Genomic DNA, 24,821 nt, shown 5'->3' with positions numbered 1-24,821 from the left:
CTGCATGCCGCTGACCTTCCGCCGCGCCCGCCCTGCTGATGTCGATGCCGCCGTCCCGCTGATCTACAGCTCCGGCCCCGACGCCTTCGACTACGCCTTCGCCCGCCCCGGCCGCAACAGCGCCCAGGACTTCCTGCGCTACGCCTTTCTCCAGGGTGGCGGCCAGTTCGGCTGGCGCCAGCACTGGGTCGGCGAGCAGGACGGCCAGGTCGTCGCGGCCGGCACGGTGTTCGGCGGCGAAGCGAACCTGGGCTACCTGCTGGCGGCCACGCGGCAGATTCTTGGCTTCTTCGGGCTCGGGGCAGTCGGCGTGATGCGCCGCGGCCTGCAGCTGGAACGGATCATTTGCCCGCCGCCGCGCAAGACCCTGTACCTGGCGCACCTGGGCGTGGCGCCGACGCTGCGCGGCGAGGGGCTGGGCAGCCAGTTGATCGATCACTTCCTGCAGATCGGCCGCAGCAGCGGCCTACCCATGGCGGCGCTGGATGTCTCCACGGCCAACCCCAAGGCCCAGGCGCTGTATGAACGACTGGGCTTCAGCGTGCAGGTGGAACGCCGCTCGACGCTGCCGGGCGTCGCCGGCAGTCGCTACATGCAGCGCCAGCTCTGAGGTAGACTCGCGGCCAGCCGCCCGACAGAGGCGGCCCGCCGTTTGCCGTCGTGAATGCCTGCTCACGCAAGAACCAGGAAGGTTGCCCATGAGCACTGCCAGCATCGAACTGAAAGTCTTCGTCCCCGCCCGCGATTTCGCGCTCTCCCAGCAGTTCTACCAGGACCTGGGGTTTCTCAGCCCCTGGCAGTCCGAGGAGCTTGCCTACTTCCACCATGGCGAGCGCTGCGCCTTTTTGCTGCAGAACTACTACGTCAAGGAATTCGCCGAGAACCTGATGCTGCACCTGCTGGTGGAAGACGCCGACGCCTGGTACGCCAGGGTGAGCGACGCCGGCCTGGCCGAGCGCTACGGCGTTCGCCTCGGCGCGCCGCAAGACCAGCCGTGGAAGATGCGCGACTTCACCCTGCACGACCCCAGCGGTGTGCTCTGGCGGATCGGGCATAACCTCGATTGAGGCGCTCGCTCAGGTGGTTCGTGTAGGAGCGGATTCATCCGCGATCCGGCCGCGAAGCCGGCCGGCAACCATCGCGGACGAAGTCCGCTCCTACACCACGGGAGATACAGGTGCCGACTTGTCGGAGCGCGCCAGGCGCGCGGTCGCGGGCATGGCCCGCTCCTACATGGAGGCGCGCCGCCCCGCAGGGGCGGACCTTGTCCGCGAAATCCGAGTCTGGCCTGACCTGTAGGAGCGAGCTTGCTCGCGAACAGGACTGGCACGGCGCGGCCTGAAACGCCGCTCGCTCCCACCCTAACGGCCGCACCGCTTATTTCAGGTACCAGCCCCACGGCTGGTCCGAGATGTACTCGGTCACCTGCTTCACCTCCAGGTAATTCTCCAGCCCCCACACGCCCAGTTCGCGGCCGATGCCGCTGTGCTTCATGCCGCCCCAGGGCGCCTGGGTGAAGGTCGGCTGCGAGCAGTTGACCCAGACGATGCCCGCGCGCAGCCCATCGGCCACCCGCGCGGCGCGCTGCGGGTCGCCGGACATCACCGCGCCGGCCAGGCCGAAGCGGCTGTCGTTGGCCAGGCGCAGGGCCTCGGCCTCGGTCTTGAAGCGCTTCACGCAGAGCACCGGGCCAAAGATCTCCTCGCGCCAGATCAACGCGTCCTCGGCGGGCTCGTCGAAGATCGCCGGCTCGATGAACCAGCCCTCCTCCAGCCCCGCCGGCCGCTTGCCGCCGGTGAGCAGCCGCGCACCGCCAGCCCGGCCACGCTCGACGAAGCCGAGCACCTTCTCATGCTGCCCCTGGCTGACCAGCGGCCCGAGCAGCACGCCCGGCTCCAGGCCATTGCCGATGGTGATGGCGCGGGTTGCCTCCACCAGCCGCTCGATCAGGCGCGGGGCGATGCCCTCCTGCACCAGCAGGCGCGAGGTGGCGCTGCACACCTGGCCCTGGTTCCAGAAGATGCCGAAGAGGATCCACTCCACCGCCGCCTCCACGTCGCTGTCGTCGAAGACGATGAAGGCCGACTTGCCGCCCAGCTCCAGGCTGACGTTCTTGATGTCCTGGGCGGCCGCCGACATGATCCGCGAGCCGGTCGGCACGCTGCCGGTGAAGGCCAGCTTGTCCACGCCCGGATGCTGGCTCAGCGGCCCGCCGGCCTCCGCACCGAGGCCGGGCAGCACGTTGAGCACGCCGGCGGGCAGGCCGATGGCGTCCGCCGCGGCAGCCAGCTCCAGCGCACTCAGCGGCGTCAGTTCGGAGGGCTTGAGCACGCAGGTGGCGCCCGCCGCCAGGGCCGGCGCGACCTTCCACGCGGCCATCAGCAGCGGGTAGTTCCAGGGGATGATCTGCCCGGCCACGCCCACCGGCTCCTGGCGGATGCGGCAGCGGAAACGCTCGTCGGGCAGCGGCAGCACCTGGTCCTGGCGCTCGTCCAGCTCCCGCGCCAGGTCAGCGTAATAGCGGAAGCAACCGATGGCGTCGGCCACGTCCCACTGCGCCTCGGGCAGCGGCTTGCCGTTGTCGCGCACTTCCAGTTCGGCCAGGGCGTCCTGGTTGCGTTCCAGTTCGCCGGCCAGCGCCACCAGCCATTCGGCGCGCTCGGCGCCGCGGCTCTGCCCCCAGCCGCGATTGAACGCGGTGCGCGCCGCGCGCACCGCATGGTCGACGTCTTCCTCGGTGGCCGCCGGGACCTCGCGCAGGGGCTGGCCGGTGGCCGGGTCGAAGCTGGTGAAGCGGCCGCCCAGGTCCGGCCTGACCCACTGCCCGTTGATGTAGAGCTGGTCGCGCATCCTTCAGTCTCCTTGAAGTCGGCCCTCAGGCGGCCTGAACGCCGGTGCGGCGGTTCTGCAGGTAGCGGGAGGTGAACAGCAGCGCCAGCGAGGCGCAGATGATCACCGTGGAGATGGCGTTGATCTCCGGCGTGATGCCCCGGCGGATCGACGAGAAGATGTAGATCGGCAGCGTGGTCTCGGAGCCGGCGACGAAGAAGGCGATGATGAAATCGTCGAAGCTGAAGGTGAACGCCAGCAGGAAGCCGGCGAGGATGGCCGGGGCGATCTGTGGCAGGGTCACCCGCCAGAAGGTGTCCAGGGGCGGTGCGTAGAGGTCGGCGGACGCCTCCAGCAGCGACTTGTCCATGGCCTCGACGCGGGTGCGGACGATCACCATCACCAGCGCCATGGTGAACAGCGAATGCGCCGCCACCACGGTGCCGAAGCCCATGTTGAGTTTCGGCAGGCCGATGTCCAGCAGCGCCAGCAGCGGGTTGAGCACGTCGAACAGGGTGATGAAGGCGATCAGCGTGGCGATGCCGATGACGATCCCCGGCACGATGATCGCGCAGTAGGTCAGCGCGTCGAACAGCAGGCGCACGCGCTTGCCAACCCGCTGCAGGCCGAACACCGCGAGGGTGCCGAACAGCGTGGCGATCAGCGCCGAGGACAACGCGATCAGCGCGCTGTTGCCCAGCGCCTCCATGATGAACGGGTTGTCGAAGGCGCGGCCGAACCATTGCACCGAGCAGCACTGGAAGCTCAGCCCGCTGCGCCCGGCGTTGAAGGCGAAGAGCATGATCAGCGCGATGGGCGCGTAGAGGAACAGGTAGACCGAGGTGGAGTAACTGCGCAGCCACATGTCAGAGCACTCCGTCGTTGCGCGAGCCGCCGTAGCGGGCCACGAGTTTCAGGTAGACGCCGATGATCACCAGCATCATCGCCACCAGGGTCATCGCCACCGCGCTGCCGAACGCCCAGTTGCGCGATTGCAGGAACAGGTCGACCAGCGCGTTGCCGACGAAGAACACCTTGCCGCCGCCGAGGATCGCCGGGATCAGGAACTCGCCCATGAGCAGGATGAACACCAGCATCACGCCGGTGATCACCCCCGGGGCGGACAGCGGCAGGGTGACCCGGCGGAAGGTCTCGAAGGCGCTCGCGCCGAGATCGCCGGAAGCCTCCAGCAGGCGTTTGTCGAGCTTCTCCAGAGTCACGTAGATAGGGAACACCATCAGCGGCAGGTAGCCGTAGACGATGCCGATCAGCACCGCGTAGGGCGTGTTGATCAGGCGCACGTCGGCGATGCCGAAGGTCTCCAGCAGCGCCGGGATGCCACGGCCGCTGAGCAGGAAGATCCAGGCGTAGGTGCGGATCAGGAAGCTGGTCCAGAACGGCACGATGACCAGCGTGAGCAGCAGCGACTTGTTGCGCCGCACCTTCACCGCCAGGAAGTAGGCCAGCGGGTAGGCCGCCAGCAGGCACGCCAGGGTGCCCAGCGGCGCCAGGGTCAGGGTGTTCCAGAAGGCCTGGGCGCGGGAGCCGAGGTTCAGGTAGTTCGCAAGCGTCAGCCCGCCGCCGTAGCCGCCGACGGCGCTGCGCTCGCCGACGCTGAAGACCAGGATGATCACCAGCGGCATCAACAGCAGCAGCAGGAACCACAGGGTGGACGGCAACAGCAGCAGAAGCGTGACGCGCCGGCCGAGGCTTTTCGCGCGCGAGGGTGCCGGCGTTGCCTGGGTCTGCGGCAACGGGGCGCTGACAGCGATGTTCATGTTCGATTCCCTACGCATGGGATGGCACGGACCTGTAGGAGCGAGCTTGCTCGCGAACGAATTTTCCGGCAGCTCCGAGGCTGGGCGGGTTCGCGAGCAAGGGCTAGGCGCCCCCCTCGCTCCTACAAGAGCATCGTCCTCAGGCGGCCTTGAAGCGCGCCATCAGTTCGGCGCGCGCCGGGCTGGTGAGGGTCGCCGCGGCGCCGAACTCCAGCGGCGACAGGCGCTCGGCCGCCGGGTACATGATCGGGTCGTCGAGCATTTCCTTGGAGAGCAGCGCATCGACGCGCTTGTCCCCGCTCGGGTAGCCGTGGGAGAGCACCTCCAGCTTGTTGTGTTGCGGGTCTAGCAGGTAGTTGATGAACGCGTAAGCGGCATCGCGGTGCTCGGCGCTCTTGGGAATGGCGAAGAAGTCGCTCCAGATCTCGCCGCCTTCCTTGCCCAGCACGAAGGTCATGTCCGGGTTGTCGCGGTGCAGCTGGGAGGCGTCGCCGGTCCAGGCCATGGCCATCCAGGCGTCGCCGTTGCGCAGCGAGGGCTGGATGTCGGAGTTGATCGCGAACAGGTGCGGCTTGGCCTGGATCAGCAGCTTCTCGGCCTCGGCCAGCTCCTTGGGGTCCAGCGAGTTGAAGCTGTAGCCGTAGTACTTGAGCGCGTTGCCGATGGCGGTGAGCTGGTAGTCGTGGACGATGGTGCGGCCCGAGGCGCTGGTGAGGGTCAGGTCCCAGAACTGCTTCCAGGAATCCGGGCTGCCCTTCACGCGGCTGGCGTCATAGACGATGCCGGTGGTGCCCCAGTTCTTCGGCACCGCGTAGACCTTGCCGTCCACGGTGCCCTGGGCCATGAAGCGCTCCTCGAAGGCCTTGGGGTCGAAGTTGGGAATGCGCGAGAGGTCCAGCGGTTCGATCAGGCCGAGCTGCACGTAGGTGCTGATGGTGTAGTTGGTCGGCACGAAGACGTCCCAGCCGCTGCCGCCGGCCTGCAGCTTGGCGAGCATCTCCTCGTTGGAGCCGAACACGTTCATCTGCACCCGCGCGCCGGTGGCCTTGGCAAAGGCGTCGAAGTTCTCCTGGCTGTGGTAGTTCGGCCAGGTGGCCAGGGCCAGACGATCGCCGATGTTGCTGCCTTCGGCCGCGTAGGCCTTGCCGCTGAGCAGGCCGGGAGTGTTGGCGGCGAGCACTGCCATCGCCAGCCCGAGACCGGTCTTGCCGAGAAAGTCGCGCCGCGTGATGGAGCCGTTTTCCCAGCTGCGCATCGTCTTGATGAAACTCTTCTTGTCCATCGTCACTCCCCGCCTGTGTGCTGATTTTTCTGGTTAGGGTTGGATCGTTTTCACAGCGCCATCGCCAGGCCGCTGGCCTGGTTCCAGCCGACCTGCACCGGCGCGCCATGCTCGAAGCCCTGGTCGGTGCCGCCGGCCTGGCGCGGCACGCGCACGCAGACGATGCCGAAGGCGTCGGTGCGCACGCGGTATTCGGTGAGGTTGCCCAGGTAGATGCGGTCCTCCACGCGGCCCTTCAGGCGGACCTCGCGCGGCAGCTCCGTATCGGCGGCGGCGATGCCGACCAACTCGGGGCGCACCGCGATGCAGCCCTCGGCCTGGGGCGCCAGCGCGGGGCCGGTGGGCGTCGGCGGGCTGCTCAGTTCCAGCCCGGCCGGGGTGCCCAGCACCACGCGTCCGGAGTCGAGGCGACGCACAGTGCCGGAGAACAGGTTGGATTCGCCGATGAAGTCGGCCACGTAGCGGCTCGCCGGGGTCTCGTAGAGCGCTTCGGGGGTGGCGGTCTGGATGATCAGGCCGTCCTTCATGATGCTGATGCTGTCGCTCATCGACAGCGCCTCTTCCTGGTCGTGGGTGACCAGCACGAAGGTGATGCCGACCTCGCGCTGCAGGCGCAGCAGTTCCGACTGCATCTCCTTGCGCAGCTTGCGATCCAGCGCGGCGAGCGGTTCGTCGAGCAGCAGCACGGTGGGCTTGTTGACCAAGGCACGGGCCAGCGCGACGCGCTGCTGCTGGCCGCCGGAAAGCTCGTGGGGCTTGCGCGTGCCGAAGCCGGACAGGCGCACCATCTCCAGCGCCTCGTCGGCCATGCGGCGCTGCTGCGCGCGGTCCGGGCGCGGCGTGCGGTAGCGCAGGCCGTAGGCGATGTTCTCGGCCACGCTCAGGTGCGGGAACAGCGCGTAATGCTGGAACACCATGTTCACCGGGCGCTGGTGCGCCGGCACCCCGGCCACCGCCTGGCCGGCCAGCTGCACCTCGCCTTCGCTGGGCTGCTCGAAGCCGGCGATCATCCGCAGGGTGGTGGTTTTGCCGCAGCCGGAGCTGCCAAGGAAGGAATGGAAGGCGCCGCGCTTCACCTTGAAACTCAGCCCATTGACCGCCGGCACGCTGCCGTAGCGCTTGACCACGTTACGGAATTCGATATCGAAGTCCTGACCGCTCTCCATCACCGCGCGCTCCCGCTTTGTTCTTGTTGGGACTTACGCTAGCAACGGGGCTTTCGGGGTGTATATATCCCTCGGGGGATAGATGCCGGGATTGGGGTTCCACATGATCGGGAGCCCCTCTGCCTTTGCAGAAGGAAAAGACAGCAGCACGGAACCTGTAGGAGCGGGCCATGCCCGCGATCGCGGACAAAGTCCGCTCCTACAAGGGATCCCGGGCTGTAGGAGCGAGCTTGCTCGCGAACAGAATTCCCCGGCGGCTCCAGCGTTGGGCGGTTCGCGAGCAAGCTCGCTCCTACAGCCGACGTTGCAGGTCGAAACCATGACGTCAGCCGGGACGGACTGGCTGCATGCGGGACGCCGTGTGACTCACGTCTGGGAAGACGGCGCTCCCTGTAGGAGCGCGCCATGCGCGCGATCGCGGGCATGGCCCGCTCCTACAACGGGCCCCGGAGCTGAGGGTGATGGTAGGAGCGAGCTTGCTCGCGAACAGAATTCCCCGGCGGCTCCAGCGTTGGGCAGTTCGCGAGCAAGCTCGCTCCTACGAACAGCCGACGTTACAGGTCGAACCATGCCTCAGCCGGGACGGACTGGCTGCATACGGAACACCGTGTGACTCACGTCGGGGATGACGGCGCTCCTACAATGGGCCCCGGAGCTGGGGGGCTGTAGGAGCGAGCTTGCTCGCGAACAGAATTCCCCGGCGGCTCCAGCGTTGGGCGGTTCGCGAGCAAGCTCGCTCCTACGAACAGCCCGCAGGCATCAGCCGGCTGCGCGCATCCCGCCCGTGCCATCTCGGCCCGCCAGTTCGCGGATGAACAGGCCGAGCAACTCAGACTGGCTGCCGATGCCGAGCTTGGCGTAGAGATTCTTGCGGTGGATCTTCACCGTGCCGGGGCTGATGTCCAGTTGCTCGGCCACCGAGGCGCTGGAGTGGCCGCGCAGCAGCAGCTGGACGATCTCCTGCTCGCGGGGCGTGAGCAACTGCGCACCGAACTGGTCGAAGGCCTCGCGGATCTGGTAGTCCAGGTCCTGCGCCGGTCGCGGTTGCCCGCGGCGCAGCTCCCAGGCCTCGCGCACCACCTGCTCGACCACAGGCCGGGCGCACTCCAGCAACTGCATCTCGTCGCGACTGAAGGCCGGGCTGGATGTCTTGCGCATCAGCGACAGCACGGCGGTGGCGCCATCGGCGAGGTCGATGAAGAAGGCGATCTCCTCGGTCAGGCCGGTCTGCTGGTAATAGGTCTGGTAGTACTCGCCCAGGTAGAAGTGGTCCGGCGCGAACTGCCGCAGGCGCCACAAGCCCGGCGCCTGTTGGCGGGTGCAGGCGAGGTAGAAGGGGTCCAGCAGATAGGGGCCGACCTGGTAGTCCTCCACGTAGACGTGGCGGATGTCGGCCGGGAAGGTGTCGAACAGGTCCAGCGGGCGGTGGTTGCCTTCATAGACGAAGAGCACGAAGTTATCCACCGCGCAGACCTGCTGCAGCCACTGGCTGAGGCCGAGCAGGCGCGGGCGACCGGGGGCCAGCGGGAGCAGGTGGGCGACTCCGCCGGTCCAGGCTTTGAGTTCCTTGTGGCGCATGGGCTGTCGTTCTTGTTGTGTGCGCAATGGACACACTATAGGCGTTCGGGATTCCACACGGAAATGCAGCTTTTGCGCCACACCCCGCCAGGCCCCGTCGCGCCTGGGGACAGCCGTCGATTCAGCCTCCGGCGCGCACCGCGATGAGGCAGGCGCGCGCCTTAACGGCTCAGGGGCGCCGGCCGCCCTTGCCGCCCGGCTTACCGGAGGACCTGCCCGCAGCGGGCTTGCCACCCATCGGCTTGCCGCCCAGGCCAAAGCCCGGCGCCTTGCGCACCGCCTTGACCTGCGGCGTGTCGTCCAGCAGCGAGCCGAGGTGCACCTTGCCCGGCTTGCCTTCCGGCACCTTCGGTTGCTTGGGCTTCTTCGGCTTTTTCAGCACCTGGCCACCGGCCGTGGTGGCAGGCACCCGGTGCTCCGCCTCGAAACCGTCTTCTTCCTTGCGCTGCAGGGTCTGGCCGATCAGCGTCTCGATGGCCGCCAGTTGCTGTACTTCATCGGCGCAGACCAGCGAGATCGCCTGGCCGCTGGCGCCGGCACGGCCGGTGCGGCCGATGCGGTGCACGTAGTCCTCGGGGACGATGGGCAGGTCGAAGTTGACGACCAGGGGCATCTCCTCGATGTCCAGGCCGCGCGCGGCGACGTCGGTGGCGACGAGGAAGTCCACCTCGCCGGCCTTGAACCGCGCCAGGGCGCGCAGGCGCGCGGGCTGCGGCTTGTCGCCGTGGATCGAGTCGGCGCGGATGCCTTCGTGCTGCAGCAGCCCGACCAGTTCATCGACGCCCTTGCGGGTCTTGGCGAACACCAGCGCCTGGCCCCAGCCCTGCTCGCGCAGCAGGTGCAGGAAGAGTTCGGCCTTGCGCTTCTTGTCCACGGTCACCAGGTGCTGCTTCACCGATTTCGCCGCCGTGTTGCGCGGCGCGACGTCGATGGTCAGCGGGTCGCGCAGCAGGCCGCGGGCCATCTGGCGGATGGCGTCGGAGAAGGTCGCGGAGAACAGCAGCGTCTGCCGGCGCTTGGGCAGCGCCGCGAAGACCTCGTCCAGCTCGCGGGCAAAGCCCAGGTCGAGCATGCGGTCGGCCTCGTCCAGCACCAGGACCTGCAGCTGGGTGAACTTCAGCGCGTTCTGCCGGTACAGGTCGAGCAGACGGCCCGGGGTGGCCACCAGCACGTCGACGCCCTTGCGCAGCTTCATCATCTGCGGGTTGATGCTGACCCCGCCGTACGCCACGGCAGTGCGCAGCGGCACGTGCTGGCCGTAGGCGCGGAAGCTCTCGTGCACCTGCTCGGCCAGCTCGCGGGTCGGCACCAGCACCAGCGCGCGGATGGAGTTGGCGGCCACCTGCGGGCCTTCCTGCAGCAGCCGCTGCAGCAGCGGCAGGGCGAAGCCGGCGGTCTTGCCGGTGCCGGTCTGGGCAGCGGCGAGCAGGTCGCGGCCCTTGAGCACCGCCGGGATGGCCTGGGCCTGGACCGCCGTCGGGTTCTGGTAGCCAAGCCCGTCGAGGGCGCGCAGGAGGGGATCGATCAGGCCAAGGGTGGCGAAAGTCATGGAGCGCTCGCGAAAACGAATCGGAATGGGCGGCATTGTAGCCGCAAGGGTCAGGAACGCAGCAGCAGCGCGCCCTCGATGGGCACGTAGCGGCTGGCCGCGCGGATCAGCGCCTGGGCGGTAAGACCCGGCACGCCGTAGGCGGTGGCATCGGTGCCGCCGGCGCGGACGCGGTCGAGCAGCAGGTCGAAATCGCCATCGCCGGAGGCCAGGACGATCTCGTCCACCTGGGGCGCAGCATCGAGGATGTCGATGGTGATGCCGACGTCCCAGTCACCCTTGGCCGAACCGTCGGCGCGCTGGATGTAGGGCTTGAGCTTCACGGTGAAGCCCAGCTTGCGCAGGATCTGCTGGAACTGCTGCTGCTTCGCGTCGCCCCGGTCGATGGCGTAGGCATAGGCCTGGACGATCGTGCCCTGGGCGCTCAGCTCGGCCCACAGGGCGGCATAGTTGAAGTGGCAGCCGTAGGCCTGACGCACGGTGTAGTAGAGGTTCTGCACGTCGGCGAACAGGGCGATGGTCTTCAACGAATACTCCGGGACACGGACAGCGGGGGCGCATTATCGGCACAGCGCGCAGCCCCCGCCAGCCCCGGCGGACGGGATGACCTGATGACGGGCTCAGCTGAACAGGTCGCCGTCGTCGTCGCCGAAGAAGCTCGAATCGTCGCCGAAGCTGTTGCTGTCGTCGTAACTCGTATCGGCAAAGCCATTGTCGGCGTAGCGATCGCCGCCCAGGGAGTCATCGCCGTGCCCGTCATCGAAGCTCGACAGCTCCGGTTGCAGCGGCTGCTCCTGGATCACCTCGACGATCTCCTGCGGCTGGCTGTGGTGGAACATGCTGGTCAGCAGGTCCGCCACCATCACCCCGCCGGCCACGCCAGCGGCCGTCTGCAGGGCCCCGCGCATGAAGCCGCCGCCCTGGGGCGCGGCAGGCGACGCCTGTGCCGGGCGGAAGTCGTTCGGGTTGCTGGCGCCGGGGTTGTTGGCGTAGGACGCGCCGCCAGGCTGCGAGAAGCGCGTCTGGCCCCAGCAGTCGGGGCGCTGCTGCGCTGGCGCCGGGCGCGGCTCCTGGCTCTGCCCGCCGCCGAACAGCCCGGCGAGGAAGCCGCCGCTGCTGGGACGCTGCTCCTGCGCCCGCGCCTGCTCCGCCTCCAGCTCCTTGACGCGCTGGTCCAGTCGCTTGATCGCCGCTTCCTGGATCAGCATCGCCTGGGCCATGTAGTACGGCGCGGCCGGCTGCTGCACCAGGTGCTTGTTGATCTGCGCCTCGGCCTGGGCATCGCGCGGCGCGGTCTGCGCCTCGGCGTCGCGCAGGCGGGTGAACAGACCATCGATCAGGGATTGCTCTTCGGAATTCATGACAGGCCTCGGATGGATCGCTGCGGGTGGATCATTGCTGACTGAGATTGGAACGAGTCGGAAAAAAACAAGTTCCACGCGCAGAATTCTGGCGCCTTCAGCTGAGGGTTTGCTTAAGTTAGAGTCGAAGCCCTCGGACAGTATCGGGTTACTGATGAATCCCCTTTCCATCCTCCGCGACACCTGGTTTTTCTTTTCCCGTCATCTGGGCACCCTGGTGCCGCTGTGCCTGCCCTGGATCGTCATCGAGACGCTGGTGCAGCAGCAGATCAACGTCGCCGCCGGCTCGCAGAACTTCGCCCCCTGGGGCATGGCCGCCGGCCTGGTGTTCTACCCGATCTACACCGCCAGCCTGATCCTGTTCATGATCGACGCCGGCGAGGGCGTGGAGCGCGGCGTGCGCGAACTGTGGAGTGCCGCCCTGCGCCTGTGGCCGGCCTTCGCCCTGCTCTCGGCGATCACCTCGCTGCTGATCGTGCTCGGCCTGTCGCTGATGGTGCTGCCGGGCATCTTCGTGATGATCAAGCTGGCCTTCGCCGAATTCCTCCTGGTGCAGCGCGGCCGCGCGCCCATCGACGCGATGCGCGAGAGCTTCGCCCTGACCACCGGGCATTTCTTCCTGCTGCTGATGACCTCCCTGGCGATTCTCGCCCCGGTGTGGATCGCCGAGGGCTGGATCACCGAGGCCGGCCAGGATGCGCCGGTGCTCAGCGTCGCGCTGCATTCGCTGAGCGGGTTCTTCCAGCTGCTGCTGACGGTGGCGGCCTACCGCATCTTCATCCTGCTGGAGCGCCAGACCGCCTGAGCGGCATCACGTCGCAACACATCCCCCGGCACGACCCGCGCCGGGGTTCTACGCTGGAGTCTCCTTTTTCGAGTATGGAGACTCGCCATGAACGACTTCCCGCCCAGCTGCCTGTCGCACATTTCCATCGGCACCAACGACTTCCCGCGCGCCCAGGCGTTCTACGACGCGGTGCTGCCGACCCTGGGTTGCCAGCCGATCATGCAACACCCCGGCGCGGTGGCCTATGGGCGCCTGTTCCCCGAGTTCTGGGTGCAAACGCCCATCGACGGGCGCCCGGCCAACGTCGGCAACGGCACGCACATCGGCTTCCTGGCCAATTCCCGCGAGGAAGTGGACGCCTTCTACCGCGCCGCGATTGCCGCCGGCGCGACCGACGAGGGAGCACCAGGGCCACGCCCGCAGTATGGCGAGCCTTACTACGGCTGCTTCGTCCGCGACCTGGACGGGCACAAGATCGAGGCATCGTTCTGGGACATGGCGCTGGCCGGCGGCGGGTTCGATACGCACTCGCACTGATGACTGGTAGGGCGCATAACCCGGAACGGGTTATCCTCCATTGCGGCGGATAACGCCGCAGGCGTTATGCGCCCTACGTTGCTAAGCGGTATTTCTGCGCTCGGCCCAACCCTCACCCTAGCCCTCTCCCAGGGGGAGAGGGAACCGCTCGGCGCAGGATGAAATCATGGTGTCAGCCGGCACATTCGGCCCCCTCTCCCACCGGGAGAGGGCTGGGGTGAGGGGAAAGCACGGGCACAGAGCTCCCCGAAAGAAAACATTGCCCTAACAACAAGAGTCAGTGCCCCGGCCTGAGCCCCGACATCTTCGGCACCAGCAGCTTCTCGAACAGCCGCGGGAAGAACCGCGCCAGCAAGCGTGCGCGCCAGTTGACGTTGGACAGCACCAGCAAGCGCCGACGCTTCAGCGCGCCCTGGTAGATCGCCTCCGCCACGTCCCGCGGCGACGCCACTTCCGCCCCAAGCACCACGGCCGGCTGGCGGATCACCGAGCCATCGCCCACCAGCGCATTCTTGCGCAGGTCGGTGGCGGTGAAGCCCGGGCACGCCAGGGTGATGGCCACGCCGGTGCCGTCCAGCTCCATGCGTAGCGTGTCGAACAAACCGTGCAACGCATGCTTGCTGGCGTTGTACGCGCTGCGATAGAGCAGCGGGGCGAAACCGGTGAGCGAGCTGAGCACCACGATCTGCCCGTGCCGCGCCAGCAGGCTGGGCAACGCCGCCTGGGTGCAATGCAGCGCGCCGTAGAAGTTCACCGCCATCACCCGCCGAAACACCGCCAGCTCGGTCTCGATGAACAGGCTGCGATGGGTGATGCCGGCGTTGTTCACCAGCACGTCGATGCCGCCAAAGCGCTCGATGGCCAGCGCCACCGCGCGCTGCACCGCTTCCGCTTCGGCGATGTCGCAGCGCAGGCCCAGCGCCTCGACATTCAGGTGCTCGCGCAGGTGCTGCACCAGGCTGTCCAGCGCCGCCTGGTCCAGATCGAGGATCACCGGATGGGCGCCGGCCCGGGCGAAGCGCAGCACCAGGGCGCGACCGATACCGGAACAGCCGCCGCTGACCAGCACCACCTTGTGGCGGTAGGTCGACGGAGAGAACGGAGTGCGGGGCATGACGGTCTCCTGAGGCACGCAGGGCGTGATGTCGACGTCTTGCGAACTACATCTCACATGGTTTCAGGATAATTCCCACAACAAACACGGAGGTGAAATACAAAGTCGCAGCCACTATCCTCTGGACCAACAAGCATAGCCCCTGGTCACCCATGAGCCTCTCGCTTCGCCGCCGCGTCCTGTTCCTGCTGTTCATCGTCCTGCTGCTCGCCGTCACCGCTGCCGCCTGGCTGCTGGCCTGGCACCCCGCCGAGCGCGAAGCCGTCGCCGCCCAGTGCCGTGGCCCGGCGCCGCAATTGCAGCCCGGGCAGGCGCTGAAGGTGATGACCTGGAACGTCCAGTACCTGGCCGGCAAACGCTACATCTTCTGGGACGACCTGCCGGACACCACCGGCCCGGACGACAGCCCCAGCCCCGAGGACATCGCCTACAGCCTCGACGAAGTCGTGCGGGTGATCCGCGACGAAGCGCCGGACGTCGTGCTGCTGCAGGAGGTGGACGACGGCGCCGCCGCCACCGGCAAGCAGGACCAGCAGGCGCTGATCGGCGACCGCCTCACCGACCTCTACCCCTGCTCCACCGCCGCCTTCGACTGGAAGGCGCGCTTCGATCCCAACCCCCACGTCTTTGGTAGCGCCGGGCGCAAGCTGGTGACCTTCAGCCGCTTCCAGATCACCCGTGGCGAGCGCATCGCACTGCCGCAGCGCTCCTCCATCCCGCTGCTGCGCCTGTTCGCGCCGCAGCCGGCGATGCTGCAGAGCGATTTGCCGATACGCGGCGGCGGCCAGCTCAGCGTGATCAATACCCGCCTGGAACGGCCCAACGGCGACGACACCCCGCAGCGCCAGGTGGAAGCGCTCGAAGCCCACCTCAACGCCCTGCAGGCGTCCGGCCGCCCCTGGCTGCTGGGCGGCGACCTCGGCCTGCTGCCGCTGGGCCAGTACCCCTACCTGCCGGAAGTGCTGCGCGCACCGTACCGCGCCAACAGCGAGCTGAACCTGCTGGCGGCGCGCTTCCCGGTCATCCCGGCGGTGGAGGAATCCAGCGGCGCCGACCAGGCCACCTGGTACACCCACTTCCCCAACGACCCGCGCGTGCACAAGCCCGACCGCACCCTCGACTACCTGTTCCACAGCCCCAGCCTCAACCGCCTGCAGGCCGGCGTGCGCAGTCATGACACGCTGCGCATCTCCAATCACCTGCCGCTGTCCGCGCGCCTGCTGCTGCCCCACTGAGCGCTGCGGCACATCGCCGCCGAGCCACGCTGGACAAGCACGGCGCGGCGGCCCCATGCTCGGCCGGCGCCGCATAACAACGACAACATGCCCCCGGTTCTCCATGCACTTTCGCCGCCTGATCGGATTGATCGTCGCCCTGCTCTGCCTCAACGCCCTCGCCGTCGACCGGCCCACACTGGCCGACCGGCTGCCGCATCCGCTGCCGACGCTGAGCGTGGGGTATTACGAATTCCCGCCCTACACCTACACCGCCGCGGACGGCACCGCCCAGGGCAGCGGCACCGAGATGGTCCGGCTGATCCTGCGCAAGGCAGGCTACCGCGCGGACTTCCGCCCGCTGCCCAGCGCCCGTTTGTACCTCGGCCTGCAGGACGGCAGCGTGCAACTCTGGGCCGGCGCGCCGGGCAAGCCCGAACTGGCGGGCAGCACACTGGAATGCGAGCGCGTACTCGGCCACGTCGAGCTGAACCTCTATCGCCTGGCCTCGCGCCCCTCCCCGTCCCTGCCCGCGGGGCTGGCCGGCAGCCGGGTGATCCTGATCAGCGGCTACAGCTACTGGCGGCCGATCACGCAGATGCTCGAGGACCCGCGGCTGAAGCTGGAAGTGCACCGCACCAGCACCCACACGGCTGCCCTGCAGATGCTCGAACGCGGCCGTGGCGATTACCTGATCGACTACCAGACGCCGGTGGAACAGGCGCGCCGCGAGCTGAACATGCCGCCGCTGGCCTTCGACAACCTGTACAGCGTACCGACCAAGCTCATCGTCTCCCGCCACGCCCCCGACGCCGAAGGCCTGCGCGCACGGCTGGACCACGCCTACGACGAACTGCAGGCGGCCGGCTACGAGATGAAATTGCCCTGAGCGACAGGGCCGGGTCGCCCCCTGTAGGAGCGAGCTTGCTCGCGAACCCGCCACACTCCGATGCTCGGAGGGTTCGCGAGCAAGCTCGCTCCTACGAAAAGCGGTCGCCCTTCGAAACCGTGCGCAGCCTGATCCAGGGGTAGGAGCGGACTCTGTCCGCGATTGGCCACCTGCCACTCCCGACCATCACGGATGAATCGCACCTACGGAATCGCCACCCGTTTCACCGACTGAGGCCGGCTCCACCTGTAGGAGCGCGCCATGCGCGCGATCGCGGGCATGGCCCGCTACGACCTGATATTTCGTGCCGGGGCCTGCCCTCTCCCCCGCCCTCTCCCTGAAGGGAGAGGGAGCTTTCCGTGCCGGCTGACGCCATGGATTCCTCCTGCACCGACCAGTCCCCTCTCCCTTCGGAGCGGGGCGCACAGCCAGGGTTAGGGAGAGAGGAAACCCTCGGTACAGGCCTGCAAGTTGTTGCTCTAAACAGGCTCTGCTCAGCTCTTGCGCGGCTTCGCCCGCGCCGTCGGCTCGGCGATCAGCGGGTCGTCCGGCCAGTAGTGCTTGGGGTAGCGGCCCTTCAGGTCCTTTTTCACCTCGGCGTAGGTGCTGCGCCAGAAGTTCGCCAGGTCCTGAGTCACCTGCACCGGGCGCTGGGCCGGGGACAGCAGGTGCAGCTTCACCGCCACCCGCCCACCGGCGATGCGCGGCGTATCGGCCAGGCCGAACAGTTCCTGCAGGCGCACGGCCAGTACCGGCGGAAACTCGCTGTAGTCCAGGCGGATATTCGAGCCTGAGGGCACCTGCAACGTGCGCGGCGCCAGCTCGTCCAGGCGTTGCGGCAGCGGCCAGGGGAGCAGCCCGTGGAGAATCGCGCTCAACTCCAGGTTGGCGAAGTGCGACAGCCGCGACACCTTGCCCAGGTAGGGCAGCAGCCAATCCTCCAGCGAAGCCAGCAGCGCGGCGTCACTGACGTCCGGCCACTCGCTGGCGCCCTTGCTTTCGCTCTCCAATCGGCGCAGCAAGGCGATGCGCGCCTGCCATTGGCGCAGCTCCGGCGTCCACGGCAGCAGCTCCAGGCCCTTGCGCCGCACCAGCCCGAGCAGCGCACGGCTGCGGGCCTCCGCGTCGAGGTTGGGCAGCGCCTCGGTGGACAGCACCAGCTCGCCAACCTTGCGCTGACGCTCGGCGCGCAGCACGCCCTCGCGTTCATCCCATTCCAGCTCGTCGTGGACGCTGACCTGCTCGGCCAGGATGCTGTCGAACAGCGCCGGCTCCAGCGCAGCCGCCAGGTAGATGCGCTCCTCGCGCTGGCCCTGGCGGCTGCCCAGGTCGGCGATCACCAGCCAGGCTTCCCTCATCAGTGCATCCGGCTCGCCGAACAGCGCGGCGCGGCCGTTGGCCAGGCGGTATTCACCGCCGCCGGCGCGTCGCTGGCGGGCGATGCGGTCCGGGTAGGCGAAGGCTAGCAGGCCGCCCAGCCAGCGCGGATGATCCGGGTCGGCGACCGGCTCGCGGGCCGGGCCGCGCAGGTAGCCCTTGAACTGCCGCGCCAGCTGGCGCACCCGCTGCACCGCGCCGCGGCTGGCCCGCGGGCCGCTCTGCTCGCCAGCCAGCAAGGCGATGCGGTGATGCAGGTCGGCGTCGTTGCCGCGCAGGATGTCGCGCTCGCCGAGCAAGGCGGCCAGGTCACAGGCCAGCGGCCCCAGCCCCAGCGCATGGCCGCGCAGCAGCAGGTGGGCGATACGCGGGTGCGCCGGTACCTCGGCCATGGCCTGGCCGTGGGGCGTGAGGCTGCCGCCGCCAGCACGGGAGGCCAACGCGCCGAGGCGCTCCAGCAGGTCCTGAGCCTGTGCATACGCGGCAGCGGGCGGGAGGTCGAGCCACGCCAGCTCCTGCGGGGCGACGCCCCAGCGCGCCAGTTGCAGGGCCAACCCGGCGAGGTCGGCCTGGAGGATTTCCGCCGCGCCATAGGCCGGCAACTGGTCGTGCTGCGCCTCCGACCACAGGCGGTAGCAGGCGCCCGGCTCCAGGCGCCCGGCACGGCCGGCGCGCTGGGTGGCGGAGGCGCGGGAGATGCGCTGGGTTTCCAGGCGCGTCATGCCGCTGCCCGGGTCGAAGCGCGGCACCCGCGCCAACCCCGCGTCCACCACCACGCGCACGCCGTCGATGGTCAGGCTGGTCTCGGCGATGTTGGTCGCCAGCACCACCTTGCGCGTGCCCGTCGGCGCGGGCTCGATGGCGGCGCGCTGGGCATCGAGGTCGAGTTCGCCGTGCAGCGGGCACACAAGAATGTCCGAACGGCCGGCCAGCGCCTCGCCCAGTTGCTCGGCCACCCGGCGAATCTCTGCCTGGCCGGGCAGGAATACCAGCAGGCTGCCGGGCTCGTCGGCCAGCGCCTGCTGCACCGTCTGCACCACGCGGGGCTCGATGAACTCGCCGGCCTGCCAGGGCCGGCCCCAGCGGATATCCACCGGGAACATGCGCCCCTCGCTGCGCACCACCGGCGCATCGTCCAGCAGCGCGGAAAGCCGCTCGCCCTCCAGCGTCGCCGACATCACCAGCACCTTCAGCGGCGGTTCGTCGCGCAGCAGCGCGCGGCCGTTGAGGGTCAGCGCCAGCGCCAGGTCGGCATCGAGGCTGCGCTCGTGGAACTCGTCGAAGATCACCAGGCCCACGCCATCCAGCGCCGGGTCGTCCTGCAGGCGGCGGGCGAGAATGCCCTCGGTGACCACTTCGATGCGCGTCGCGGGGCCGACCCGGCTGTCGAGGCGGATGCGGTAGCCGACGGTTTCGCCGACCTTCTCGCCCAACTCCGCCGCCAGCCGCTCGGCAGCGGCGCGGGCGGCGAGCCGGCGCGGCTCCAGCATCAGGATCGTCTGCCCGGCCAGCCACGGCTCCTCCAGCAGCGCCAGCGGCACGCGGGTGGTCTTGCCGGCGCCCGGGGGCGCCTCCAGCACCACTTCGTGGCGCGCAGCCAGTGCCTGGCGCAGGGCGGGAAGGACGCTGTCGATGGGAAGGGCGTTCATGCCGGCTCCTGGAACTCGAATGTCGATGGCGGTCACCCGGTCTTCACGGGGGGCGGCGATTATAGCGGGCGAACCGCAATGCCAACCGGACGGTCATAGGAGCAACGAGCGCGCTGCCTAATGCGAAACTGCCAGCAGCGGTTCAGAACTCGTTGTTATAGTTATCCGCATCGTCCTCCCGGAGGTTATTTCATGCGTCTTGCCACCCGAGTCTCCTGTGCAGTTCTGAGCGCCGCCCTGTTCAGCCAGCTGACGGCTTGCGGCACCCTGTTCTACCCCGACCGCCGCGGCCAGATCGACGGCCGCGTCGACCCGGCCATCGTCGCTTTCGACGCCATCGGTCTGTTGTTCTACATCATCCCGGGGCTGATCGCCTTCGGCGTAGACTTCGCCACCGGCGCGATCTACCTGCCCGACGCGAAATACTCGGTCGCCCCGGAAAAACTCAAGGATGCGGTGAGTGAAGACGGCAGCGTCGACAAGGCTAAACTCAAGGCGATCCTCGAGCGTGAAACCGGCCGCAGCCTGCCCCTGGACGACCCGCGTCTGATCCAGCGCAGCGGCAGCCTCCAACAACTCGCCAGCCTGGGCCTGCGCCCGGAGGCCTGACATGCACGGCGCTCTCGCTTCACACCTTCAGCAACTCCTGGCGTACCACCAGTGGGCCTATGCGCGCATCCTGGAGGCCGTCGCGCCCCTGGATGAAGAGGCCTACCGCGCACCGCGCGGGCTGTTCTTCAGCAGCCTGCACGGCACGCTCAACCACCTCGCGGTGGTCGATCGCATCTGGTTCGCCCGTGTGCAGCGAGAGCCCTGGCAATTCGAACGCCTCGACGCCGAGGCCGCGCCGGATCGCGCCGGCCTCGCCGACTTCCTCAACGACGGCGTCGGTGCCTGGCGCCTGTGGCTGAGCAAGCAAAGCGACGCCACCCTCGGCACCCAGCTGGACTACCGCAACATGGCCGGGCAGGAACACCGCCAGAGCCTGGCGAACATCGTCCAGCACCTGGTCAACCACGGCACCCACCACCGCGGGCAGATGAGCGCCGCGCTCACCGCGCTGGGCCAGAAGGCGCCGCTGCTGGACTACATCTACTTCCTGCCCGATCGCCTGGATACCTGATGCTCAAATATGCCAGCCACGCCCACTTGATGAGGCTGGCGACGTTCGCCTCGCTCGGCGTGGCCACCACCCTGATCGTGGCCAAGGCCATTGCCTGGTGGCTCAGCGGCTCGGTCAGCCTGCTGGCCGGCCTCACCGACTCCCTGCTCGACGGCGCCGCCTCCTTCCTCAACCTGCTGGCGGTGCATTACGCCATCCGCCCCGCGGACGACGATCACCGCTACGGCCACGGCAAGGCGGAATCCCTGTCGGGGTTGGCGCAGGCGCTGTTCATCGCGGTCAGTGCGCTGCTGGTCGGCGCGCAGGCCTTCGACCGTCTGCAGCACCCGGCGCCCGTGGAAGCGGTCGGCTGGGGTATCGGGGTGATGATCCTGTCCCTGGTGCTCACTGCCGGCCTGCTGGTGCTGCAGGGCCACGTGGTGAAGATCACCGGCTCCAACGCCATCCGTGCCGACTCCCTGCATTACCGCTCGGACATGCTGCTCAACAGCAGCATCCTTGTGGCATTGCTGCTGGCAGAGTTCGGCTGGCAGCAGATGGACGCCCTGTTCGGTCTGGGCATCGCGCTGTACATCCTCTGGAGCTCCTTCCAGATCGCCCGCGAATCCGTCGCCGTGCTGATGGACGAGGAACTGCCGGCGGACGTCAGCACGCGCATGCTCGAACTGGTGAAGGAGGTGCCCGGCGTGCTCGGCGCCCACGACCTGCGCACGCGGATTTCCGGCACCCACTGGTTCGTCCAGCTGCACCTGGAACTGCCCGGCGAGTTGCCCTTGTCGAAGGCGCATCAGCTGTGCGACGAGGCGGTGCTGGCGATCCACAAGGAATTCCCGCGGGCCGAGGTGCTGGTGCACGCCGACCCGCAGGAAGTGGTGGGCAAGGAAACGATCAGTTGACGCTGTAACCGCGTCCGCTCAGGCAGGCGCCCAGCGCGCGGCGGTAGTTGTCGGCGACGTAGGCCGGCGGCGCATAGCTCGCCATCGCCGGGTCGAAGCCGCTCTGGTCGGCCGCCCAGCGGTGGCACTCGTAGCGGTCGCGGTTCTGCTGGTCCGGGCCCTGGTTGTACATCGGGTAGGCCATCACGTCGTAGGCCGACTGCGCCACCGCGACCGGCGCCTGCTGCGGCGGCTCCACCACCTGGTAATCCTGCGTGCTGGCCTGCCACAGGTAGTAGGTACCGGCAGCGAGGAAATAGCCGATGCTGCCGATCCACACCTGTTCGGCATAGGACGGCAGGTAGCGCACGCGCACCCCATAAGGCGGCGTCACCACCACGTAGCGCGAGCCGTACGGGCGATACCAGTAGCCGTCATTGAAGTAGTAGTCGCTGCCGCGGTACGGCACGCGGTAGTGCCCGCTCGGCATGCTGTCCACCACATAGCCTGGCCGCCAGTAGGACGGATGGGGGCCCCAGTTGCCGTGGGAAGCCGGCGGGCGAGCCTGCCAGCCCGCCGACGGGGGACGCACGCCGCCCTGCCAGCCGGGGCTGCCGTGGTCATTGCCCTGCGGACGCCCCTGCCATTGCCCGGCATTGCCGCCCTGCCACTGGCCAGCCGTACTGCCCGGCGGGCGGCCCTGCCATTGGCCGCCGTCATTGCCCTGGGGACGGCCTTGCCATTGCCCATTGGCGTTGCCCTGTGGATGGCCCTGCCATTGTCCGTTGGCATTGCCCTGCGGACGATCATGTTCCTGGCCGCCGTTGTTACCCTGCGGACGCCCCTGCCATTGCCCGCCATTGCTGCCTTGCGGACGGCCCTGCCACTGCCCGCCGTTGTTACCTTGCGGATGCCCCTGCCACTGGCCGCCAGCATTGCCCTGCGGGCGTCCGTGCTCCTGGCCGCCGTTGTTACCCTGCGGGCGCCCCTGGGGCTGACCGCCACCACCGTTCGCCGGCGGGCGGCCTTGCGGATCGGGGCCATCGGCCGCCAGCGCCTGGACCGCGACGGCCAGTGAAAGCACAACGAACGAGGCGCACCGCGCGAAACCCGACTTCATGGAATCCTCACTTCGGCGACGGCCGAAAACAGTGATGCGACATTGCCATAGACCACGCTGCAAAGCCGGCATTGCGGGGCGCTGGGTAAAGTCAGGGTAAAGATGGCGGGGTAAATCACAGGCAAGAAAAAAGGGAGGCTCGTCAGCCTCCCTTCCGGAATCTCGTCCTGCTCGTCGCTGTTGGCGCCGGCTCACCTCGCTCCGCCTTCTGGGCAGTGCGTAGCCCGGTGGCCGGCGCGATCCTGTAGGGTCGGCGGGCCGCGAAGCGCCTGATTGGGCGGATCGCAGGGGGACGTTATGTCCGGGCTGTGAATCTGGAAGAAATAGTACGGCGACAGAGCGGGGAAATGATTGCTAAGATTGCTCACACAGGCACCACCTGAGCAATAAATCACCAAAAATTACGCCATAAGCGCAATTCATTCGAAAGACGAGGCTTTCATGGACAAGCTGGACCGTTACGATCTGCGAATTCTCGCCGAACTGCAGCGCGATGCGCGCATCTCCAATCAGGAGTTGGCCGAACGCATCGGCCTGTCGCCTTCGCCCTGCTCGCGGCGGGTCAAGCAGCTCGAGGACGACGGCTACATCGTCCGCCAGGTCGCCCTGCTGGACAGCCGCAAGCTCGGCCTGAGCCTCACCGCCTTCGTGCTGATCGGCATGGACCGCCACACGCCGGAGCGGTTCGAGCACTTCCAGCAGATCATCGGCAAATGCCCCGAGGTGCTGGAGTGCAGCCTGGTGACCGGCATGGACGCGGACTACCAGCTCAAGGTGATGGTGCCGGACATGGACCATTACCAGCAGTTCCTGCTGGGTACCGTGACCCGCATCGAGGGCGTCACCAGCGTGCGGTCGAGCTTCGTACTGCGCAACGTGCTGGCGAGCACCGAGCTGCCGCTGGATCACCTGCGGGTCTGAGCCGGGAGGTTTTTTTGTAGGAGCGGAGCTTCTCCGCGATGCTTTTGGCCTGGGTGTTATGCGCCGCTTCGGCGTCCTCGCGGACTCCGTGCTTCGCCCCCTCGGGCGACCTCCTTTGGCAAACGCCCCAAAGGAGGCAAAGGTCTCGCCCCTGCCATCCGGCTTTTCGCTTCGCGAAAAGTACCCTCGGTTCTTCGGAGTTCCAGGGGCCCGCCGCGACATCCATGTCGCTCAACCCCTGAAACTCCGATCACCTTCGGCCTCCTGAAAGGGGATTCCGGAGCGTGCGGATATCTCGCTGGAAGACCTCAAGATCCAGAGCCCGAGCCGGTGGCTGTAAGTAGGGCGCATAACCCGGAACGGGTTATCCGCCGATACCTCGACGGCGGATAACGCTGGCGCGTTATGCGCCCTACGGACTGTTCGCGAGCAAGCTCGCTCCTACAATCCAGTCAAACTCCGGAGCTTCGTAGGAGCGAGCTTGCTCGCGAACCGCTTCACTCTGAACGGCCTCGCAGGAACAGGCCAGGCCCACGGTCCGTCGGCAAAGCCGACGCCCTCCTGCGACACATCACCGCACCCAGCCTCCCGCCCAACGAAGCCGACACCGCAGATTTCCTCGCCAACCCCGCGCCCGCGGGAATTTCCAGGGTGATCCACCCGTCCCACAGCAGGAACTGATCATTTTATGAACGGTTCTGAACACCACAGCGCCGCATGCGTATAATGCGCGCCTTCTTCACCACCACCGCGCCCCGGCGTCCCTCGGACACCTTCCGCACCGGGCAGGAGCTGCAATGAACGAAAGTTTCGAAGACTGGATGATGTATGGCCTGGTGACCGGCCTGATCCTGTTCATGGCCTTCATCGTCTGGGACCTCGCCAAGAAGTCCAAGGCCGGCCGCATGGGCACCATGGTGCTGTTCTTCGCCCTGGGCCTGGGCGTGCTTGGCTTCCTGATCAAGTCCGTGGTCGTCGCCGGCCTCGAAGGCGGCTTCTGACGCGCGCCTCGCCCTGAGCCTCACAGCTCGGGGCTGACTTCCCGCCACTGCCCCGGCTGCAGCCCATCCAGCTGCCACGGCCCGATGCGTACGCGCACCAGGCGCAGGGTGGGCAGGCCGACCGCCGCCGTCATCCGCCGCACCTGGCGGTTGCGTCCCTCGCGGATCACCAGTTCCAGCCAGGCGGTGGGCACCGACTTGCGGAAACGCACCGGCGGGTCGCGCTCCCACAGCTGCGGCTCCTCCAGGCGCCGCGCCTCGGCCGGCAGGGTCGGGCCATCGTTGAGCTGCACGCCCTGGCGCAACTGGTCGAGCTGCTCGTCGCTCGGCTCGCCCTCCACCTGCACCCAATACGTCTTCGGCAGCTTGTGCCTGGGGTCGGCGATGCGCGCCTGCAGGCGGCCGTCATTGGTCAGCAGCAACAGGCCTTCGCTGTCGCGGTCCAGGCGCCCGGCCGGGTAGACGCCCGGTACATCGACGAAATCCTTCAGTGTCGCGCGGCCTTCGCTGTCGTTGAATTGCGTCAGCACGTCGAACGGCTTGTTCAGCAGGATCAGCTTGGGCTGCGCCGGCGGCGCCTTGGCCACGCGGCGAGGCGCGGGACGGGCGGCGGGACGGCGATTGGCAGGGCGCGGAGGACGGGGCATGGCGAAAAGACTAGTAACCGAGGT

The 24,821-nt window shown here is 68.0% G+C and carries 24 protein-coding genes; 11 read left to right on the top strand and 13 right to left on the bottom strand.

The genetic code is table 11. The features are described from left to right. Nucleotides 1-4: 4 nt before the first annotated feature. On the top strand, nt 5-610 hold the full coding sequence (locus tag N0B71_RS12330) for a GNAT family N-acetyltransferase (protein ID WP_259759152.1): 606 nt from the start codon (nt 5-7) through the stop codon (nt 608-610). Between the two features lie 88 nt (nt 611-698). Beyond that, nucleotides 699-1,067 carry a VOC family protein gene (locus tag N0B71_RS12325; protein WP_259759151.1) on the top strand — a complete coding sequence of 123 codons (369 nt, stop codon included), beginning with the start codon at nt 699-701 and terminating at the stop codon, nt 1,065-1,067. A 310-nt stretch (nt 1,068-1,377) separates the two neighbouring features. Here N0B71_RS12325 and N0B71_RS12320 read toward each other — a convergent pair whose 3' ends face one another. The 9 genes from N0B71_RS12320 to N0B71_RS12280 form a co-directional block, all read right to left on the bottom strand. After that, nucleotides 1,378-2,850 (bottom strand): aldehyde dehydrogenase family protein, encoded by a 1,473-nt coding sequence (locus N0B71_RS12320; protein WP_259759150.1) that lies wholly within the window; start codon nt 2,848-2,850, stop codon nt 1,378-1,380. Nucleotides 2,851-2,875: 25 nt separating this feature from the next. Beyond that, nucleotides 2,876-3,694, bottom strand: a complete 819-nt coding sequence (locus N0B71_RS12315; protein WP_259759149.1) for an ABC transporter permease — start codon at nt 3,692-3,694, stop codon at nt 2,876-2,878. 1 nt (nt 3,695) lies between these two features. After that, on the bottom strand, nt 3,696-4,607 hold the full coding sequence (locus tag N0B71_RS12310; protein WP_259759148.1) for an ABC transporter permease: 912 nt from the start codon (nt 4,605-4,607) through the stop codon (nt 3,696-3,698). A 139-nt stretch (nt 4,608-4,746) separates the two neighbouring features. Beyond that, nucleotides 4,747-5,889 (bottom strand): ABC transporter substrate-binding protein, encoded by a 1,143-nt coding sequence (locus N0B71_RS12305; protein ID WP_259759147.1) that lies wholly within the window; start codon nt 5,887-5,889, stop codon nt 4,747-4,749. Nucleotides 5,890-5,939: 50 nt separating this feature from the next. Beyond that, nucleotides 5,940-7,055, bottom strand: coding sequence for an ABC transporter ATP-binding protein (locus tag N0B71_RS12300; protein WP_259759146.1), 1,116 nt, complete (start codon nt 7,053-7,055; stop codon nt 5,940-5,942). 759 nt (nt 7,056-7,814) lie between these two features. Then, on the bottom strand, nt 7,815-8,633 hold the full coding sequence (locus N0B71_RS12295; RefSeq protein WP_259759145.1) for a helix-turn-helix transcriptional regulator: 819 nt from the start codon (nt 8,631-8,633) through the stop codon (nt 7,815-7,817). A gap of 169 nt (nt 8,634-8,802) precedes the next feature. Beyond that, complete coding sequence (locus tag N0B71_RS12290) at nt 8,803-10,182, bottom strand: DEAD/DEAH box helicase (protein WP_259759144.1); 1,380 nt, start codon at nt 10,180-10,182, stop codon at nt 8,803-8,805. A 50-nt stretch (nt 10,183-10,232) separates the two neighbouring features. Then, on the bottom strand, nt 10,233-10,709 hold the full coding sequence (locus tag N0B71_RS12285) for a LabA-like NYN domain-containing protein (RefSeq protein ID WP_259759143.1): 477 nt from the start codon (nt 10,707-10,709) through the stop codon (nt 10,233-10,235). A gap of 93 nt (nt 10,710-10,802) precedes the next feature. After that, a complete protein-coding gene (locus tag N0B71_RS12280; protein WP_259759142.1) occupies nt 10,803-11,543 on the bottom strand; it encodes a DUF2076 domain-containing protein in 741 nt (246 codons plus the stop codon). A gap of 154 nt (nt 11,544-11,697) precedes the next feature. On the opposite strand from N0B71_RS12280, the gene N0B71_RS12275 reads away from it, so the two are divergent. Beyond that, nucleotides 11,698-12,348: a YciC family protein gene (locus N0B71_RS12275; RefSeq protein WP_259759141.1), complete on the top strand. Its 651-nt coding sequence runs from the start codon at nt 11,698-11,700 to the stop codon at nt 12,346-12,348. 87 nt (nt 12,349-12,435) lie between these two features. After that, nucleotides 12,436-12,867, top strand: coding sequence for a VOC family protein (locus N0B71_RS12270; RefSeq protein WP_259759140.1), 432 nt, complete (start codon nt 12,436-12,438; stop codon nt 12,865-12,867). 277 nt (nt 12,868-13,144) lie between these two features. Here N0B71_RS12270 and N0B71_RS12265 read toward each other — a convergent pair whose 3' ends face one another. After that, nucleotides 13,145-13,981, bottom strand: a complete 837-nt coding sequence (locus N0B71_RS12265) for an SDR family oxidoreductase (protein ID WP_259759139.1) — start codon at nt 13,979-13,981, stop codon at nt 13,145-13,147. Between the two features lie 152 nt (nt 13,982-14,133). Between N0B71_RS12265 and N0B71_RS12260 the strand changes: the two genes are divergently transcribed. Next, entirely contained in the window at nt 14,134-15,216 is a 1,083-nt protein-coding gene (locus N0B71_RS12260; RefSeq protein WP_259759138.1) for an endonuclease/exonuclease/phosphatase family protein, read from the top strand. 103 nt (nt 15,217-15,319) lie between these two features. Then, the gene (locus tag N0B71_RS12255; protein ID WP_259759137.1) at nt 15,320-16,084 is read left to right on the top strand and encodes a substrate-binding periplasmic protein; all 765 of its coding nucleotides are present in this window, start codon (nt 15,320-15,322) and stop codon (nt 16,082-16,084) included. Between the two features lie 494 nt (nt 16,085-16,578). Here the strand turns inward: N0B71_RS12255 and hrpB are convergent, their stop codons facing one another. Next, nucleotides 16,579-19,110 (bottom strand): ATP-dependent helicase HrpB, encoded by a 2,532-nt coding sequence (hrpB, locus tag N0B71_RS12250; RefSeq protein WP_259759136.1) that lies wholly within the window; start codon nt 19,108-19,110, stop codon nt 16,579-16,581. Nucleotides 19,111-19,302: 192 nt separating this feature from the next. Between hrpB and N0B71_RS12245 the strand changes: the two genes are divergently transcribed. The 3 genes from N0B71_RS12245 to N0B71_RS12235 are packed head-to-tail and all read left to right on the top strand — an operon-like array spanning nt 19,303 to nt 21,129. Continuing rightward, nucleotides 19,303-19,719 (top strand): polyribonucleotide nucleotidyltransferase, encoded by a 417-nt coding sequence (locus tag N0B71_RS12245; RefSeq protein ID WP_259759135.1) that lies wholly within the window; start codon nt 19,303-19,305, stop codon nt 19,717-19,719. A gap of 1 nt (nt 19,720) precedes the next feature. After that, nucleotides 19,721-20,233 (top strand): DinB family protein, encoded by a 513-nt coding sequence (locus N0B71_RS12240; protein WP_259759134.1) that lies wholly within the window; start codon nt 19,721-19,723, stop codon nt 20,231-20,233. After that, complete coding sequence (locus N0B71_RS12235; protein WP_259759133.1) at nt 20,233-21,129, top strand: cation diffusion facilitator family transporter; 897 nt, start codon at nt 20,233-20,235, stop codon at nt 21,127-21,129. The genes N0B71_RS12240 and N0B71_RS12235 overlap by 1 nt, the downstream gene beginning before the upstream one ends. Here N0B71_RS12235 and N0B71_RS12230 read toward each other — a convergent pair. Next, nucleotides 21,122-22,228, bottom strand: a complete 1,107-nt coding sequence (locus N0B71_RS12230; RefSeq protein WP_259759132.1) for a DUF6515 family protein — start codon at nt 22,226-22,228, stop codon at nt 21,122-21,124. The genes N0B71_RS12235 and N0B71_RS12230 overlap by 8 nt on opposite strands. Nucleotides 22,229-22,669: 441 nt before the next feature. Here N0B71_RS12230 and N0B71_RS12225 point away from each other — a divergent pair, with 441 nt between their 5' ends. Beyond that, a complete protein-coding gene (locus N0B71_RS12225) occupies nt 22,670-23,149 on the top strand; it encodes an Lrp/AsnC family transcriptional regulator (RefSeq protein ID WP_259759131.1) in 480 nt (159 codons plus the stop codon). Nucleotides 23,150-23,946: 797 nt separating this feature from the next. Further along, nucleotides 23,947-24,150: a DUF2788 domain-containing protein gene (locus N0B71_RS12220; RefSeq protein ID WP_015475469.1), complete on the top strand. Its 204-nt coding sequence runs from the start codon at nt 23,947-23,949 to the stop codon at nt 24,148-24,150. 20 nt (nt 24,151-24,170) lie between these two features. Here the strand turns inward: N0B71_RS12220 and N0B71_RS12215 are convergent, their stop codons facing one another. After that, nucleotides 24,171-24,737, bottom strand: coding sequence for a pseudouridine synthase (locus tag N0B71_RS12215; RefSeq protein WP_259759541.1), 567 nt, complete (start codon nt 24,735-24,737; stop codon nt 24,171-24,173). Nucleotides 24,738-24,821 lie beyond the last annotated feature (84 nt).

The organism is Pseudomonas sp. GCEP-101 (genome assembly GCF_025133575.1).
Taxonomy (GTDB): Bacteria; Pseudomonadota; Gammaproteobacteria; order Pseudomonadales; family Pseudomonadaceae; genus Pseudomonas; species Pseudomonas nitroreducens_B.
Note: the sequence above shows the minus strand (reverse complement) of the source record. Positions and strands in the feature narration are given on the sequence as shown.